The sequence below is a fragment of the Azospirillum sp. ST 5-10 genome (assembly GCF_051225715.1).
Classification (GTDB): domain Bacteria; phylum Pseudomonadota; class Alphaproteobacteria; order Azospirillales; family Azospirillaceae; genus Azospirillum.
Genome location: NZ_JBPJSP010000016.1, coordinates 61,695 through 77,232, shown reverse-complemented (window position 1 = coordinate 77,232; position 15,538 = coordinate 61,695). Strand labels below are relative to the sequence as shown.

14 protein-coding genes and 1 pseudogene are annotated in these 15,538 nt (G+C 74.3%); 7 read left to right on the top strand and 8 right to left on the bottom strand.

Annotation, left to right across the window (positions count from 1 at the left end):
* Positions 1–187 precede the first annotated feature (187 nt).
* The 3 genes from ACSBPG_RS18295 (at position 188) to ACSBPG_RS18285 (ending at position 2,336) form a co-directional block, all read left to right on the top strand.
* A complete protein-coding gene (locus tag ACSBPG_RS18295; RefSeq protein ID WP_435538633.1) occupies positions 188–823 on the top strand; it encodes a glutathione S-transferase family protein in 636 nt (211 codons plus the stop codon).
* Between the two features lie 102 nt (positions 824–925).
* Positions 926–1,816, top strand: coding sequence for a helix-turn-helix transcriptional regulator (locus ACSBPG_RS18290; protein ID WP_435538632.1), 891 nt, complete (start codon positions 926–928; stop codon positions 1,814–1,816).
* A 283-nt stretch (positions 1,817–2,099) separates the two neighbouring features.
* The gene (locus ACSBPG_RS18285) at positions 2,100–2,336 is read left to right on the top strand and encodes a hypothetical protein (protein ID WP_435538631.1); all 237 of its coding nucleotides are present in this window, start codon (positions 2,100–2,102) and stop codon (positions 2,334–2,336) included.
* 37 nt (positions 2,337–2,373) lie between these two features.
* Here the strand turns inward: ACSBPG_RS18285 and ACSBPG_RS18280 are convergent, their stop codons facing one another.
* From ACSBPG_RS18280 to ACSBPG_RS18260, 5 genes and pseudogenes are all read right to left on the bottom strand, one after another.
* Positions 2,374–2,913, bottom strand: a complete 540-nt coding sequence (locus ACSBPG_RS18280) for a hypothetical protein (protein WP_435538630.1) — start codon at positions 2,911–2,913, stop codon at positions 2,374–2,376.
* 137 nt (positions 2,914–3,050) lie between these two features.
* A pseudogene (locus ACSBPG_RS18275) lies at positions 3,051–4,361 on the bottom strand (MFS transporter); the annotation flags it as partial.
* A complete protein-coding gene (locus ACSBPG_RS18270; protein ID WP_435538629.1) occupies positions 4,355–6,313 on the bottom strand; it encodes a molybdopterin biosynthesis protein in 1,959 nt (652 codons plus the stop codon). The pseudogene ACSBPG_RS18275 and the gene ACSBPG_RS18270, both read right to left, overlap by 7 nt.
* Before the next feature lie 56 nt (positions 6,314–6,369).
* Positions 6,370–7,566 carry a molybdopterin-binding protein gene (locus ACSBPG_RS18265; RefSeq protein ID WP_435538628.1) on the bottom strand — a complete coding sequence of 399 codons (1,197 nt, stop codon included), beginning with the start codon at positions 7,564–7,566 and terminating at the stop codon, positions 6,370–6,372.
* A gap of 25 nt (positions 7,567–7,591) precedes the next feature.
* A complete protein-coding gene (locus ACSBPG_RS18260; protein WP_435538627.1) occupies positions 7,592–9,145 on the bottom strand; it encodes an adenosine deaminase family protein in 1,554 nt (517 codons plus the stop codon).
* Between the two features lie 98 nt (positions 9,146–9,243).
* Here ACSBPG_RS18260 and ACSBPG_RS18255 point away from each other — a divergent pair, with 98 nt between their 5' ends.
* The gene (locus ACSBPG_RS18255; protein WP_435538626.1) at positions 9,244–10,542 is read left to right on the top strand and encodes an adenylate/guanylate cyclase domain-containing protein; all 1,299 of its coding nucleotides are present in this window, start codon (positions 9,244–9,246) and stop codon (positions 10,540–10,542) included.
* 64 nt (positions 10,543–10,606) lie between these two features.
* Positions 10,607–12,235, top strand: coding sequence for a tetratricopeptide repeat protein (locus ACSBPG_RS18250; protein ID WP_435538625.1), 1,629 nt, complete (start codon positions 10,607–10,609; stop codon positions 12,233–12,235).
* A gap of 8 nt (positions 12,236–12,243) precedes the next feature.
* On the opposite strand, the gene ACSBPG_RS18245 is transcribed toward ACSBPG_RS18250, so the two are convergent.
* The 3 genes from ACSBPG_RS18245 to ACSBPG_RS18235 all read right to left on the bottom strand — a co-directional run bounded on the left by ACSBPG_RS18245 (position 12,244) and on the right by ACSBPG_RS18235 (position 14,276).
* Entirely contained in the window at positions 12,244–12,597 is a 354-nt protein-coding gene (locus ACSBPG_RS18245; RefSeq protein ID WP_435538624.1) for a hypothetical protein, read from the bottom strand.
* Between the two features lie 162 nt (positions 12,598–12,759).
* Complete coding sequence (locus ACSBPG_RS18240; RefSeq protein WP_435538623.1) at positions 12,760–12,999, bottom strand: hypothetical protein; 240 nt, start codon at positions 12,997–12,999, stop codon at positions 12,760–12,762.
* A gap of 56 nt (positions 13,000–13,055) precedes the next feature.
* Positions 13,056–14,276 carry a winged helix-turn-helix domain-containing protein gene (locus ACSBPG_RS18235; protein WP_435538622.1) on the bottom strand — a complete coding sequence of 407 codons (1,221 nt, stop codon included), beginning with the start codon at positions 14,274–14,276 and terminating at the stop codon, positions 13,056–13,058.
* Positions 14,277–14,377: 101 nt separating this feature from the next.
* On the opposite strand from ACSBPG_RS18235, the gene ACSBPG_RS18230 reads away from it, so the two are divergent.
* Positions 14,378–14,707 (top strand): antibiotic biosynthesis monooxygenase family protein, encoded by a 330-nt coding sequence (locus ACSBPG_RS18230; protein WP_435538621.1) that lies wholly within the window; start codon positions 14,378–14,380, stop codon positions 14,705–14,707.
* A gap of 160 nt (positions 14,708–14,867) precedes the next feature.
* Positions 14,868–15,410 carry a hypothetical protein gene (locus ACSBPG_RS18225; protein WP_435538620.1) on the top strand — a complete coding sequence of 181 codons (543 nt, stop codon included), beginning with the start codon at positions 14,868–14,870 and terminating at the stop codon, positions 15,408–15,410.
* Positions 15,411–15,538 lie beyond the last annotated feature (128 nt).

Here is a 15,538-nt window from a genome sequence, read left to right as displayed (position 1 = left end):
GCCGGGCGGCGAGCGCGCTCAACCCCCGGAAGGGGCCGCCCGTTGCCGGCGGGCCCCTGCGGATGAGCCGATCGGCACCGAAATCGATCGCCCCCGCGTCGCCGGCGCCCCGCAAAGGTCCTATTCCTGGACGGGCGAGGGGCGATCCCTCCCTCGCCCCTTCTTCCCTCGGCGGAAAGGTTCGGACATGCTCGTCGTGCATCACCTCGGGATCTCGCAATCCGACCGGATCGTGTGGCTTTGCGAGGAACTCGGGATCCCGTACGAACTCAGACGCTATGAACGCGACCCGGAGACCCGGCTTGCGCCGGACGACTATCGGGCGCTCACGCCGTTCGGCACCGCCCCGGTGATCGTCGATGGCGACGTCGTGCTGGGCGAATCGGCGGCCATCGTCGAGTATCTCGCGCAGATCTACGGGGACGGCCGCCTGATCGTCCGGTGCGGTTCGCCCGATTACCCCGACTTCCTGTTCTGGTTCCATTTCGCCAACGGATCGCTGATGCCGGCCGCCCTGATCGATTCGGTCACCCGGCGCGTCGGGGGTGAGGACGTGATGATGACGGCTCTTCGGTCCCGCCTCGATCGCGCTTACGATCTGCTCGAGGGGCGGCTCGGCACGGTGCCGTTCCTGGCAGGAGACGCGTTCACCGCAGCGGACATCATGACGCTTTTTCCGTTGACCACCATGCGCGCCTTTGCGCCGCGGGACATCGGCCCCTATCCGCGCATTCGCGCCTACGTCCGGCGCATCGCCGCGCGTCCGGCCTTTCGGCGCGCCATGCTGAGGGCCGATCCGGATTTCGACGTGCCGCTGACGTGACGACCCGACGCTCCCGCCCCGATGCCGGCCCGCCCGCGCCGGCCCGCCGACATCGACGGTCCCGCGGCGACCGGTGCGACGCCGAGGGGCCACGGTGACGCCATGACCGCACCGCCGGGCGGCAACGGCAAGGCGCTGCTGGCCCGCCCCGGCATCGGCGTCGCCGCGGGCGTCGTCCAGCGCAGCGACCTGCGGTTCAGCCGGATCGTGATCGACCGTCCGACGCTGATCGTCCTGCGCCACGGGACGAAGACCCTCCTTTCTCCCGCCGGGCGATGGTCCCTCGGAGGCGGGGAAGCCATCGCCATCGCCGGCGGACAGACCTTCGACGTGACCAATCGCCTGTCCGACCGGGGCGCCTACGAGGCGCGATGGCTCGTCTGGGATCCGGCGGTCGTCGGGCGCTTCGAACGGACGGCGGTCGAGCGGCGTCCCCTGGTCGGGGCGGCCGCCCTGGGGAGGATCGACGCGCAGTTCGCCTCGGCGTTCGACCGCGCGCTCGAAGCGATCGGGGACGAGCCGCACATTCCGGCCGAGGTCGCCGAGCACAGGCTTGCCGAGGTCCTCGTCTGGCTGTCCCTGCGCGGCATCCATTTCTCGGCGGCGCAGACCCCCAACCTGGCGACGAAGGTGCGCCGGCTCGTCGAGACCTCCCTGGCGGATCGGTGGACGACGACCGTCGTGGCGCAGCGCCTCGCCGTCAGCGAGGCGACCCTCCGGCGGCGCCTGGCCGCCGAAGGAACGACCCTCGGCGATCTCCTGACCGACGTCCGCATGTCGTTCGCGATGATGCTCCTGCAGTCGACCGACCACGCGGTCAACCGCATCGCGCTGGAGGTCGGCTACGAATCGGCCTCCCGATTCGCCATCCGGTTCCGCAGGCGGTTCGGGTTTCCTCCCACCGCCATCAGGGGGCATGCACGCGGTCGTCCCTCCGGCGACGGCCTCGCGGCGCGGAACGGGGCCGATCCGGCGGTCGGGACGCCGCGTTGACGCCGCCCGCCGCGGGGCGGGCGGCCGGCCGACGGCCCGGCGTATCGGCCATCCGGCCAGGGCAGGCCGTTCCGGCGGGCGGGAAAATGGAATTCCGTTGCCGCAATGCAACGGCATTCGCCAGGAAATTACAAATTTCGGGCGAAAAGTACGATGGACTCGCCCGAACGATTTATCCTAGTTTGCCAGGGCTGTGGCCGCCGCCGTGCGGCGGCGAAACGCCTCCTTAACCAAGATCGGGCACGCTGGGGACTTCATCCCGCCAGGGATCAGGATGATCGACATGATTCTCGACGAACTGCAGCACGTGGACGACTTGACGGCGGACGAGAGCGTCGCCGTCGTTCGGGCCTATGACGACACCTTGGTCAGCGAATCCCACGAAGAGGCGTTCGCCGCCGCCTCCGGCGTGTTCCAGCGGCTGCGTCCGAACCTGCCGCCAGCGCTGCTCGCCATCGAACTGGAAGTGCTCCTGGCGCTGGCGCCGGGCGATCCCGTCGCCATGGCCCACTGCGCCTGAGGCCCGCTGCGCCCGAGCGCAGGCCGGGCGGGGCGGCTCAACGCCGCCCGAAGAACATCCGAGTCAGCATGCCCACCATCGTCGCCGGCCGGCACGGGACGAGGTCGAAATCGTAGGCCATGCCGCCGACGGAATCGGCGCCGCGGTCCGCGACCTCGCGGGGGCGGAGCCGGAACGGCACGACGTCGGCGCACGCCAGGGGAATGGCGTCGACCGAGGCCGCGCCGCCCTCGTCCTCGGCGATCTCCAGGGCCGATTCGGCGGGTGCCGGCGGCGGCAGGCCGTGATCGTCGTTGGCGGCGGCCGCCACCACCGTCGCCTCCGTCAGGGCGGTGCCGACGCCGCTCTCGATGAGATCGTCGGCGTCGTTCGCCGGCAGCGGGGCGGGGACGGGGGACGGGGTCGGCCCGCCGGGCAGCCGCGGCGCCATCATGCCGGTCGCCAGCCGCGCGAACAGGAAGGCCGGGTGGAGCGGCCCCCCGCGCTTTTCCGCGCCGCCGCCGAACGGACCGCCGCCGGTGCCGGCCAGCGCTTCGTTGATGCGGGCGAAGGCCTCGATGTCCTTGATGTGCAGCATGGGCCGGTGGTCCTGGCTGGAGGGCCCCTGCGTGGGGTGCCTGTGTCCGGGCTCCCGGGCGGGAACGCCTCCGTCATCGAGATCCGTCATTGTGCACCGCAGCAAAGAAGAATGCCAGGGAAAAGTTGCCCTCCTCTCTACCGTTCAACTGTTACAGTTTGTCGTGCGGGCTCGCGCACGGTGAGCATGAAGACGAGCCCCAGAGCGAAAAAGACGAGAATGGAGGCCATGCCGGCCCGCTGGCTGGCGAACGCTTCGGTGGCGAAGCCCAGCGCCAGCGGCCCGAAGGAGCCGACGACCCGGCCCGACAGGTTGTAGAGGCCGAACATTTCGGCCTGCATGGCGGGCGGCGACAGGCGCGCCATCATCGACCGGCCCGCCGCCTGCGCCGGGCCGAAGAAGAAGCCGAGGCCGAGCGCCAGCACCCAGAACCAGATCTTCTCGGTGACCAGCAGCAGGAACACGCCCGCCACCATCAGCCCGGCGACGCTGATGAGGATCGTCCTCTTCGAGCCGATCCAGTCGTCGATCCAGGCGAAGCCGATCGCCCCGCCCCCCGCCACCACGTTGAGGGCGATGGCGAAGACGACGATCTCCTCGAAGCTCATGCCGAAGGTGCCGGCGGCGTAGAGGCCGCCGAAGGCGGTGATGGTGTTGATGCCGTCGCGGTAGAAGGCGCTGGCGACGAGGAAGCGCAGCACCTGCCGGTACTTGCGCACCTCCACGGCGGTGCGCCGCAGGGTCGCCAGCCCCTCGCGCACCGCTTCCCCCAGCCGCCGCCCGGTCGCCGGGGTGTCGGGAACCCAGACGAACAGCGGCAGGGCGAACAGGCCGTACCACACCGCCACCAGCAGCGCGGTGGCGCGGACGTTGGCCTGCTCGGCGCTGGAGAGCAGGCCGAACAGGGGCGCGTCGGACTGCACGAAGACGAACAGCGAGACGACCAGGCAGGCCAGCCCGCCGAAATAGCCGACCCCCCAGCCCCAGCCCGACACCCGTCCCAGCATGGCGGGCGGGGCGATGGCCGGCAGCATGGCGTTGTAGAAGACGTTCGCCAGCTCGAAGGCGATGGTCGCCGCCGCCACCAGCACCAGCGCCATGGCGGCGAAGGCGGGGTCGGGCCGCACCCACCACAGCGCCGTGGTGCAGACGACGCAGGCCAGGGTCAGCAGCGCCAGCCAGGGTTTGCGCCGTCCGGCCCGGTCGGCGATCGCGCCCAGCACCGGGCTCAGCACGGCGATGGTGACGCCGGCGGCGGCCATGGCGCGGCTCCAGTCGGCGGTGCCCGCCACCTCGTCGGCGGCGACCGCGCGCATGAAATAGACGCTGAAGACGAAGGTGGAGATCACCGTGTTGAAGGCGGACATCGCCCAGTCGTAGAGGCACCAGGCGGCGATGGCGCGGCGGTCGGGCGTGGTCACGTCCGCAGGTCTCCCGAGGGTCAGCGCCGGAAGCCGAGACCGGCGAGCAGGGCGCCGACCTCCGGATCTTCGAGGGCGGCGAGGAAACGGCGCACCGGCGGCCGCTCGATGCGGCCGCGCGGCACGATGAAGTCGTAGTGCTCCTCCTGCAGCGGCAGGAAGCCCAGCCCGTAGAGGCGGGCGACGCTGTCGATCGCCACCCCCCAGTCGGCGCGCCCCTGCGCCACCGCCGCCGCCACCGCGTTGTGCGACTTGGCCTGGGTCCAGTAGCCGGTGGGCCGGACGGTGCCGAGCAGGCGGTCGGTCAGGATGCGGGTGCCGCTGCCGGCGTTGCGGTTGATCATGATGCAGTCCGCCTCGGCGGCCGCGGCGGCGACCGCCGCCTCGGGCGTCCTGCCGGCGAAACGGGGGTCGCCGTCGCGGAAGACGATCCCCTGCATGCGGCGGTAGCCCGGCACCAGCTCCAGCCCCGGCTGGAGGAAGGGGCGGTTGTACTCCCCGGTCGCGACGTCCATGAGGTGGACCGGGGCGACGTCGCATTCGCCCCGCCGGGCGGCGCCCAGGCCGCCCATGGAGCCGACGTTCAGCGCCTTGACGCTCAGCCCGCCGGCGATCAGCCGGCCGAGGATGGCGTCGAGACCCAGGCAGTGGCTGCCGACGACGATGAGGTCGGCCGGCCCGGCGTTGCGGCCGATCAGCTGGACGTCGACGGCGGCGCCGGCGTCCACCGCCTCGGCCTGGGCGTCGACGGCGACGAAGCCGTCGGCGTGGCTGAAGGCGGTGACCGAGCCCGACCCCTTGCTCAAGGGGTAGGCCGCGAGCCCGCCGTCCGCCGCGCGCACCAGGGAGACCATGACGTACTCCCGCCGGCCCCGCTCCGAGGCGACACGGACGGGCAGGGTGGCCGGGACCGTCTCGCGCGCCGCCGCGGGCAGGCCGGCGTAGGCGCGGATCACCGGCGCCACGAACTCGTGGAAGGTGAAGGTGGCCGAGGTGGGGAAGCCCGGCAGGATCGCCACCGGCGTGCCGCCGCTGACCGCCAGGCACAGCGGCTTGCCCGGCTTGAGCGCCACCCCGTGCACCACCACCCCGGGGTCGCCGAGGGCGCTGACCACCCGGTGGGAGAGGTCGCCGGCCCCCTTCGACGTGCCGCCCGACAGCAGCAGCATGTCGTGCGCGAGCCCGGCCGCGACGAGGCGGGTCAGGGTCGCCTCGTCGTCGGCGGCGACGCCCAGGCGCACCGGCTCGCCGCCCAGCTCGCGCACGGCGGCGGCGAGGATGGCGCCGTTGCTGTCGTACACGGCGCCCGGCCGGATCGGCTCGCCGGGCGGCACCACCTCGTCGCCGGTGGACAGGATGGCGACCCGCGGCCGGCGCCACACCGCGACCGCGGCGACGCCGATCGCGGCGAGCACGCCGATCTCCCGCGAGGTGAGGGTCTGGCCCTGGCGCAGCACCGTCTCGCCGCGGCCGATGTCGGAGCCGGCGGCGGCGATGCACTGGCCGGGCACCGCCGGCTTGCGGATCTCGATGCGGATCGCCTCGCCGTCCTCGCGCGTCTCGGTCTGCTCGACCATCACCACGGCGTCGGCGCCGCGCGGCACCATGCCGCCGGTGGCGATGACGGTGGTGGTGCCGCCGGTCACGGCCAGCGCCGGCACCGCGCCGGCGGCCAGCACCTCGCCGTTCAGGGCGAGCACCGCCGGCGCGTCCTCCGTGGCGCCGACGGTGTCGGCGGCGCGCACGGCGAAGCCGTCGACCGAGGAGCGGTCGAAGCCGGGGACGTCCACCGCCGCCACCACGTCGCGGGCGAGCACGCGCCCCAGCGCCTCGTCCAGCGCCACCGTCTCCTCGCCCAGCGGGGCCAGGCGCAGGTGCGCGGCGAACCGCCGCCACGCCTCGTCCTTGCCGACCACCGTGAGGAACTGCTCCTGCCGGGCGGCCCGACCCACGAACCGCCGCACCTCGTCATTGGACACCGCCACACTCCCTTGGACGTCCGGCGCGGCCGCATCGCCCCCGCCGGACCGTCCCGTCACCATAGTCCGTCACCACCACCATCCTGAAGGGCATCATCAGGAAGGCCGCCGTCATAAAGCAGGACGGTGGCGCTGTCGCCCGGCGCCACGCCCTCGCTGTCCGGCGCCACCACCACGAAGCCGTCGGCGCGGGCCAGCGCCGTCAGGCCCGGCACGGCCGCCGAGGCCAGCGGCTCCACCCCCGCGCCGGCGATCCGCACGCGGTGCAGCTCGGTCAGGCCGATCTCCGACACCAGCTTGCGCCGCGCCGGGCGCACCACGGCGCGGTGGGGCGGTGCCGCCGGCCGCCCGGCCAGCCGCCGCACCGCGCGGCCGGCCAGCGTCTCGTAGACCGCCCAGGCCGCCGCCGGCTCGCCCGGCAGCAGGACCGCCGGCACGCCCCGCACCGTGCCCAGGCCGCCGCTGCCGCCCGGGCGCAGCGCCAGCCCGTGCAGCGCCACCGTGCCGGCATCGGCCAGCGCCAGCGGCGCCACGTCGTCCTCGCCGATGCCGCAGCGCCCGCACAGCAGCAGCAGGTCGGCACCCGGCCGCCCCAGCTCCTCCGCCAGCGCCGCGCGCTCCGCGGGCAGCGGCCCGATGGGCTCCGGCACGCCGCCGTCGCGCGCCGTCAGCGCCGCCAGCAGCGCACCGTTCGTCTCGGGCGTCCCGCCGCGCGGGCCGCCGGCCAGCACGATGCGGACCCGCGGGCGCGCCACCAGCGCCACCCGCGCCGCGCCGAGTGCTGCCAGCAGCGCCACGTCCTGCGGCCGCAGCACCCGTCCGGCGGGCAGCAGCGCCGTGCCCGCCGCCGCCTCCTCGCCCCGCCGCAGCACGCCGCTGCCGGGGGCCACCGCTTCGGTGACCTCGACGCCGAGCGGCGAGCGGCCGGCGGCGGTGACCGGCAGCACCGCGTCGCAGCCCGGCGGCAGGGGGTCCCCCGCGGCCACCGGCGCCGCCGGCAGGGGCAGCGGGTTGTAGGCGCTGGCGCCAAGCGTGTCCTCGGCGCGGACGGCGTGGCCGTCCCAGCGCGCCGTCGCCGCCGCCGGGCGGTCCTGCGGCGCCGCCACGGCCTGCGCGAGGACCCGGCCGACCGCCGGCGCCGCCGCCTCGGCCGGCAGCGCCACGGTGTGCGTGTCCACCCACGCCGCCGCCGCCTCCAGCGGCGCGCGGGTGGCGAACCCGCGGCCGCGCACGTCTCCAGGGGAACCCGCCATGCCGCTCCGACCGTCGCGCATCCCGCTACACGCCGCCCGCCGCCTCGCGCTCGAAGGCGGCGAGGGCCTCCTCGAGGCGCCACTGTAGCCGTGCCTTCTCGCTGGCGTCGAGCAGGGAGCGGCAGGCGTCCGGCAAGGCGCCGCCCGCCGGGGCGGCGGCGCGGCACGGAGCCACCCGCACGCCGCGGGCGGCGTCGTCCCACAGGCTGGCGCCGGGCAGGAAGCTGTGCTCCAGCCCGGCGCGGGCGTTGCGCACGAGGTCGGCGTAGCCGAGGCCGTGGGCCTCGACCGCCCGCTGCAGCTCGTTGGTGAGGTCGGAGCGGCTGACGCCCTCGTCGTCGGTGGTGATGACGGTGGGCACGCCGGCGGCGCGGTAGAGGGCGAACGGGTGCTGCCGGCCGCGCACGCCGAGGATGACGTCGTTGCTGGTGAGGTTGATCTCCACCGCGATCCGGCGCTGCGCCATGGTGCGCAGCAGGCCGTAGGGATCGTCCTCGTACATGACGTCGACGCCGTGGCCGATGCGCCCGGCGTGACCGGTCTCCACCGCCTGGCGGATGTGGGAGCGCAGCTCCTCCGGCGGCACCAGGCCGAGGGTCAGCTCGCCGGCGTGCAGGGCGATGCCGACGCCGGGGTGGAGGCGGTGGAGATGGTCGAGCATGCGCATGTGCAGGTCGTAGTCGGCGAGCGCCACCGGGTGGTCCTCCGGCCCGACGAAGTTCAGGCCGACCACCCGCGGGTCGGCCTCCGCCAGCAGGAACGCGTACACCGTCTGCGCGTACACCTGGTTCTTCGCCGCGGTCCGGCTGACCTGCTGCAGGTAGCGTACGGAGACGTCGCAGCCCGGCGTCGCCTGCGGCGTGCCGCAGCGCTGCAACTGCCGGCGCCGCCGCTCCACCGCGTCGATGTCCCGCCGCCCGGCCTCGACCAGGGCCGGCAGGCCGGCCTGCAGGAGCGCCCCGCGCATGGCGGCGAGGTCGCCGGTCCAGGCGAGCGCGGCGCCCAGCGCGCGCACGGCGCCGCCCTGGGCGGTGGTCATCAGCTCGAGGTGCTGCACCCGCTGGCGCCCGGCGCGGTCGGCCACCTCGGCGACGAGCGCCGCGGGATCGCGGGCGGCGGCGGAGAAACGGCCGAAGGTGGCGAAGAACTGGTCGTGGCCGCTGACGCCGCTCTCCGGCACGAAGGAGCGCATGGACAGCGCGTTGACGATGCGCGTGTTCAGTCCGCCGTCGCTGAGCGCGGCGGCCGCCGGCGGGCGCCCCGCGGCGGCGTCGCACGGCGGCTCCGGGGTCACCAGCGCGCCGCTCGCCTGGTCGAAGCACAGGCCGGCGGCGGCCGCGGCGCGGACGTACGTCTCGCCGTAGACCGCGCCGGTGAGGTGCGTGTGCAGGTCGGCGCCCTTGGGCATGCGGTGGAGGAAGGCGCGCAGCGCCGGCGGGTCGTCCTTGACGGCGGCGAACCGGGCGGCGGCGTCGCCGGAAGCGCCGTCCGGGGTGCCGGCCGGCGGCAGGCCGGCGCAGCCGGACGCCAGGAGCAGCAGGACGATGGCGGCGGTCCGTCCCGGCCGGTGGCGGAGCATGGTGCGCGTTCCTCCCTTTTTCCTCGAAAGCGGGCGACCCTAGGACACATAATCGCAGCGGAGCAACGGGCTCCTCCTGTGGTTGCGGAGTCTGGTCCATGGAGACGGATGCGCGGCGCCTGTTCCGAGCGGCCGAGGTGCGGGCCGAACGGACCGTGGCGTGCTTGCGCGTCGTCGTGGTGGTGCTGCTGCTCGCCGCGTTCCTGCCGGCCGTCGTCGCCCTGGCGCCGCACGACCAGCCGCTGCTGACGCGTCAGATGATCTACGCCGTGGCGACCATGGGGGCCTATCTCGGGTTCGGCCTGCTGTCGCTGCGGCTGGCCGGATCGCCGGCCTACCGGAGCTGGATGGGCTGGGCGTTCGCCACCGCCGACCTGGCGTTCGTCGCCGTCAACGTCGCGCTGACCGCCCACAACACGGGCCTCGCCGCCAATTACGCCGCGGCCTTCCCGGCGATCTGGCTGGCCCCCATGATGTTCGCCTTCGGCGCCCTGCGCTACGACCCCTATCTGCAGGCCTATCTCCTGGGGCTGCTGATGCTGGGACTGGCGGCGGTGCTGGCGTTCGGCGCGCCCGGCGCCGGCCTGGGCCGGCCACTGCCGGACGCCCTCACCCTGTTCTTCGGGGTGCCGCCCAACCTCATGCGCGGCGCCATGGCCGGCTTGGCCGGGGTGGTGCTGGTGCTGGCGGCGCAGCGGGCGCGGGGACTGCTGCGCCAGGCCATCGACGAGACGCGGCGGCGCGCCGCCCTGACCCGATTCCTGCCGCCCGAGATCGCCGACTGGCTCACCGAGACCAGCCCGGAGGATCTGCGGCGCGGCCGCCGGCAGGACGCGGCGGTGCTGTTCGCCGACGTCCGCGGCTTCACCGAGCGGGCGGAGGCGCTGGCCCCCGAGCGCCTCGGCGCCTTCGTCAACGCCTACCGCGCCTGCGTCGCCCGGGCGGCGGAGCGCAGCGGCGGCGTGATCGACAAGTTCGTCGGCGATTCCGCCATGGTGGTGTTCGGCGTGCCGGCGCCCGGACCCGACGACGCCCGCCGGGCGCTCGCCTGCGCCCGCGCCCTGCTGGCCGAGCTGGCGGCCTGGAACGCGGCGCGCGCCGCCGCCGGGGAGGACGCCGTGCGCGTCGGCGTCGGCGTCCACTGGGGCGAGGTGTTCTGCGGCGCCGTCGGCGACGACACGCGGCTGGAGTTCACCGTGCTGGGCGACACGGTCAACGTCGCCGCGCGGGTCGAGCAGATGACCAAGGACACCGGGCACGCGCTGATCGTCACGCGCGAGCTGCTGGTGGCCGCCGGCGAGGCGCCGGAGGGCTGGACCGCGCTGCCCGAGACGGCGCTGCGCGGGCGCCACCACACGTCGCGGCTCTACGGGCTGGAGCACGCTTCGGGGCTGTAGCGGCGCCCCCTTTCGGGCTATGGTGCGCGAATCCGACGCCCAGCGCCCGAGGGAGCCCGCAGCGATGACCGACGCCGTGCCCACCATCAACGACGCGATCCGCGCCTTCCGCACCGGCGACCTGGCGGCGGCGGAGGCGGCCTGCCGGGCCATCCTCGCCGCCGACGCGCGCAACGGTCAGGCGCTCCACGTGCTGGGCCTGATCGCCGCCAACGGCGGGCACACGGCGGACGCGCTCGACCTGCTGCGCCAGGCGGTCGACGCCGCACCCGACGACCCCTCGGGGTTCAACAGCCTGGGCAGCCTGCTCTACCAGGTCGACCGCCACGCCGAGGCGGAGGCGGCGTTCCGCCGCGTGCTGGAGCTGCGCGACGACCTGCCGGAGGCCCACGGCAACCTCGGCAACGCGCTGAAGGCGCTGGGCCGGGCGGCGGAGGCGGAGGCCTGCTACCGCCGCGCCCTGGAGCTGCGGCCCGAGGCGCCGGAGATGCACGCCTTCCTCGGCGGGGCGTTGCGCGAGCTCGGCCGGCTCGACGAGGCGGAGGCCAGCTTCCGCGCCGCCCTGCAGCGCGCCCCGGACTATCTCGAGGCGCACTACGGCCTGGCCGAGACGCTGGCGACCCGCGGCCGGCTGGAGGAGGCGGCCGCCTCCTTCCGCACCGTGCTGGACGCGGCGCCGGGCTTCGTCCAGGCCCAGGTCGGCCTGGCCCACACGCTGCACAGCCTGGACCGCGCCGAGGAGGCCAGGGAGGTGATCGACGCGGCCCGCGCCACCGTGCCCGACCACCCGCTCGTCGCCTTCACCCGGCGCCTGATCTATTCGAACGCGGTGCCCGGCTGGCACCTGCCGATGATCAACGACGTCGAGCGCAACGAGGCCTACCGCCGCGCCGTGGAGCGCGCCGTCGGCCCGGAGTCGCTCGTGCTGGAGATCGGCACCGGCTCCGGCATCGTCGCCATGATGGCGGCGCGCGCCGGGGCGAAGCGGGTGGTGACCTGCGAGGTCAACCCGGTGCTGGCCCGCGTCGCCGCGGCGACGGTGGCGAGGAACGGCTACGCCGACCGCGTCGCCGTGGTGCCCAAGCTGTCGACCCAGCTCGCCGTCGGCGAGGACCTGCCGGAGAAGGCGGACGTCTTCGTCTCCGAACTCATCAACATCGGCATGCTGGCGCCGCGCATGCTGTCGGTGCTGCAGCACGCGCGCACCCATCTGGTGAAGCCGGACGCGGCGATCATCCCGCGGGCCTCCACCGTCCACGCCATGCTGGTGGAGACGCCGGAGCTGGCGCGCATCAACCCGGTCGGCACGATCGACGGCTTCGACATGTCGGAGATGGACGTCTTCCGCTCCCCCGGCTACGCCCAGATCGACCTCTCCGCCGACGCCCACAGCGCCCTGTCGGCGGCGTTCCCGGCGCTGGAGTTCGACTTCACCCGCAACATGCCGGAGGAGGGGCGGCGCGAGATCGCCGTGCCGGTGACGGCCGCCGGCACCTGCCACGGCGTCGCCTTCTGGTTCGACCTCGTCATGGACGACGAAGTGGTCTACCACTCCGCCAGCCGCGCCCGCACCAACCACTGGAAGCAGGCCATCGCCTTCTTCGACGCGCCGCTGGCGGTGGCGCCCGGCGACACCGTGCGCGTGGCGGCCCGCTACGACGCCAACCAGATCGCCTTCGAGCGCCTGGACTGACGGCGTCCCTAATCGATGCAGATGCCCGCCCGGTTGCCCTCGGCGTCGAGGAAGCGCACGCAGCCGAACAGCGGGTAGGTCTTCTGGCAGCGCGGCGGGCCGTCGGCGGGGACCAGGCACATGCCGGCGCAGTCGGCTGGGCCCTGGCACGGCTTGCCGGCGTCGGGATAGTCGAGGAAGCACTGGGCGATCCCGGCCAGCCCGCCCTTCTCCCAGCGCCCGCCGGCGGCGGTGCAGGCCGGCTCGCTCTGCGGGCGCTCGGGGCCGACCGAGGCGGCGAGCGGCGACGTCGGCGTCGCCTGGCTCTGGCAGCCGGCGAGCGGCAACGCGATCGTCAAGGCGAGCAGGGCGGCGCGGAGCATGGATCGGCCTCGTCGGCGGCGGGGGTGCGAATGTTAAACACGAAGATTTGAAGATTGAAAGATCGGAAGAAATTCATCATGGAGCGCGCGTGCCGGTCGACAAGCACGGGCCGCGAATAATTTTCTTCGAATCTTCCCATCTTTCAATCTTCGTATTTTCCATCAGGACTTACCCCCACCGCAAGAGCAGCCGCAGCCCTGTCCCTCGATCACGGTGACGCGGATCTCGTTGCTGGCGGCGGCGAGGAGGACGGCGACGGGCAGGTCGAGGGCGTCGGCGACCTCGTCCAGGGTCGCCTCGCCCGGCAGCGCGGCCGGGTCGGCGAACACCGGGTGCAGGCTGGCGAGCCGGGTCCGGGCGCCCGGGTCGAGGGCGGCAAGGCTGGTGGCGGACGTGATCACGGGTCGGGTCTCCGCAAGAGGGGCTTGGTGCAGGAGGGGCTTGGCGATGGTGTGCGTCAAAGCGTGCGCTCGCGCAAGGCGGCGGCGAGGTCGCCGCGCTCCTCCGCGACGATCCGCTCCAGCCCCAGCCAGCCGGCCAGGGCCGTCAGCTCGGCGGCCAGGGCCTCGGCGACGGCGCCGTGCGGCACGCCGGGCTCGGCGTGGGCCGCCGGCACCAGCAGCCGCCGGCCGGCGCGGTCGGCCTTGAGGTCGAGGCGCGCCGCCAGCCGCTCCCCCATCAGGAAGGGCAGCACGTAATAGCCGTACTCCCGCTTGGCCGCCGGGGTGTAGATCTCGATGCGGTAGCGGAAGCCGAACAGCCGCTCGGTGCGCTCGCGCTCCCACACCAGCGGGTCGAAGGGGGAGAGGAGCGTCGCCGCCGCGGCCCGGCGCGGCACCCGCGCCTCGGGGTCGAGATAGGCCGGGCGGTCCCAGCCCTCGACCCGCACCGGCACCAGCGCGCCCTCCTCCACCAGCTCGGGCAGGCGGGCGCGGACGTCGGCCGCGTCGAGGCGGTAGTAGTCGCGCAGGTCGGCCTCGGTCGCCACCCCGAGCGCCCGCGCCGACAGGCGCAGCAGGGCGCGCTGGGCCTCGTCCTCCGGCGGCGTCGGCGCGTCGAGCACGGCGGCCGGCAGCACCCGCTCGGGCAGGTCGTAGACGCGCTCGAAGCGGCGGCGCGTCGCGGTGGTCAGCCGGCCGGCCCAGAACAGCCACTCCAGCGCCCGCTTGCCGTCGCTCCAGCCCCACCAGGAGCTGGTGCCGCGTCCGCCGCCCGCCAGCTCGGAGGCGCCCAGCGGCCCGCGCGCCGCCACCTCGGCCAGGACGGCGTCGACGTAGTCCGGGCGCTCGGCGCGGAACGTGGCGAGGCCGCCGTAGATCCCCTCGTTGCGCGCCGCCCGCGCCATGCGCCAGCGCATCAGCGGGTGCAGCGCCAGCGGCAGCAGCGACGCCTCGTGCCCCCAGTACTCGAACCAGGCCCGCCGCCGGCCGCCGTAGGCCAGCCGCTCCAGGTGGCCGTCGCCGTAGGGGCCGAGCCGGCTGAAGAAGGGCATGTGGTGGGCGCGCACCAGCACGTTCACCGAATCGATCTGCACCACGCCCAGCCGCTCGGCCAGCCGCTTCAGGTGCCGGGCCTCGGGCGGGGCGGCGGGGTCATGCCGCCGGGCGGCGGCCAGTCCCTGCGCCGCCAGGGCCACGCGCCGCGCCTCGGCGGCGGAAAGGGTGTTGCTGCTCAGCATGGGGCGGAGAATGGCAGCGGCGGCCCGGTCCGTCCATCGGCGGTGTCGCCGGCGGCCGCTCCGGGCTACACTGCGCCGGCAACCCGAAGGGAGAGCGATCCATGTACATCGCGATGAACCGCTTCAAGGTCCGCCTCGACGCCGAGGCCGACTTCGAGGCGGTGTGGCTGAACCGGGAGGTTCATCTCCACACCGTTCCGGGCTTCGTCGAGTTCCACATGCTGCGCGGGCCGCAGCGCGAGGACCATCGCCTCTACGCCTCGCACACGGTGTGGGAGTCGGAGGAGCACTTCCTCGGTTGGACCCGCTCCGAGGCCTTCCGCAACGCCCACCGCGGCGCCGGCGAGCGCAAGCCGCTCTACCTGGGGCCGCCCCAGTTCGAGGGCTTCGCGGTGATCCAGACCGTCGACCGGGACGGCCGCACCGCGTGACCGCGCCACGGCGGCCGGCCGGCCGCCGCAGGACCGCCGGGCCGCCCCGCGTATCAGGTGACGTGGCGGAATAACGGCGGCGCCAGCGTGTTCTTGGCGTTGTCGGGTGGACCGGCCGAACGGCGCGCCGGTCTCGTCGAGGAGTGGGACGATGTTGCGCATGGATGGGTCGAGGGGTGGACGACGCACGGCCGCGCTGTGCGTGAGCGTCCTGGGCTTGGCGCTGACCGCCGCGTCGCCGGCGTTCGCCGGCGGGCGGGATCATGGCCGCCATTACGGCGGCTATTACGGCGGCTATCACGGCGGCTATCACGGGGGTCGCCACGGCGGCTATCACCGCAGCTACAGCTATCACCATCACGACGACGACGACGGCGACGTGGTGCTCGGCATCGGGCTGGGCATCCTCGGGCTCGGGGTGGCGGCGGCGGCGATGGCGCCGCCGGTGCGTCCCGTGCCGCCGCCGGTCGTGTACGCCCCGCCGCCCGCGGTGTACGCGCCACCGCCGGTGGTCTACGCCCCGCCTCCCGTCGCCTACGGCGCCCCGCCGCTGACGGCCGTCCCGGCCTCGGGCGTCTACACCGCCCCGGACGGCCGCTACTGCCGCGAGTTCCAGACCACGGTGATGGTCGGCGGCCAGCCCAGCCCGATGCACGGCACCGCCTGCATGGAGCCGGACGGAAGCTGGCGCGTGGTGCGCTGAGGGCGGGCCGTCACCGGGCGACCTCCAGCACCGCATTTGACCGGCGTCAAGCTCACGCTGCCGCGGCCGCGCTACGGTCCGTGCCGGGTTGCGGCCGTTCCACCCCTCGGGGTGCCGCTGGCGGCAAT

Bases quoted from the DNA above. Each gene is read 5' to 3' on its own strand.
- ACSBPG_RS18255 (WP_435538626.1), top strand. From the start codon at position 9,244: ATGGAGACGGATGCGCGGCGCCTGTTCCGAGCGGCCGAGGTGCGGGCC.
- ACSBPG_RS18250 (WP_435538625.1), top strand. From the start codon at position 10,607: ATGACCGACGCCGTGCCCACCATCAACGACGCGATCCGCGCCTTCCGC.
- ACSBPG_RS18225 (WP_435538620.1), top strand. From the start codon at position 14,868: ATGGATGGGTCGAGGGGTGGACGACGCACGGCCGCGCTGTGCGTGAGC.
- ACSBPG_RS18230 (WP_435538621.1), top strand. From the start codon at position 14,378: ATGTACATCGCGATGAACCGCTTCAAGGTCCGCCTCGACGCCGAGGCC.
- ACSBPG_RS18280 (WP_435538630.1), bottom strand. From the start codon at position 2,913: ATGCTGCACATCAAGGACATCGAGGCCTTCGCCCGCATCAACGAAGCG.
- ACSBPG_RS18285 (WP_435538631.1), top strand. From the start codon at position 2,100: ATGATTCTCGACGAACTGCAGCACGTGGACGACTTGACGGCGGACGAG.
- ACSBPG_RS18295 (WP_435538633.1), top strand. From the start codon at position 188: ATGCTCGTCGTGCATCACCTCGGGATCTCGCAATCCGACCGGATCGTG.
- ACSBPG_RS18265 (WP_435538628.1), bottom strand. From the start codon at position 7,566: ATGGCGGGTTCCCCTGGAGACGTGCGCGGCCGCGGGTTCGCCACCCGC.
- ACSBPG_RS18260 (WP_435538627.1), bottom strand. From the start codon at position 9,145: ATGCTCCGCCACCGGCCGGGACGGACCGCCGCCATCGTCCTGCTGCTC.
- ACSBPG_RS18235 (WP_435538622.1), bottom strand. From the start codon at position 14,276: ATGCTGAGCAGCAACACCCTTTCCGCCGCCGAGGCGCGGCGCGTGGCC.
- ACSBPG_RS18245 (WP_435538624.1), bottom strand. From the start codon at position 12,597: ATGCTCCGCGCCGCCCTGCTCGCCTTGACGATCGCGTTGCCGCTCGCC.
- ACSBPG_RS18290 (WP_435538632.1), top strand. From the start codon at position 926: ATGACCGCACCGCCGGGCGGCAACGGCAAGGCGCTGCTGGCCCGCCCC.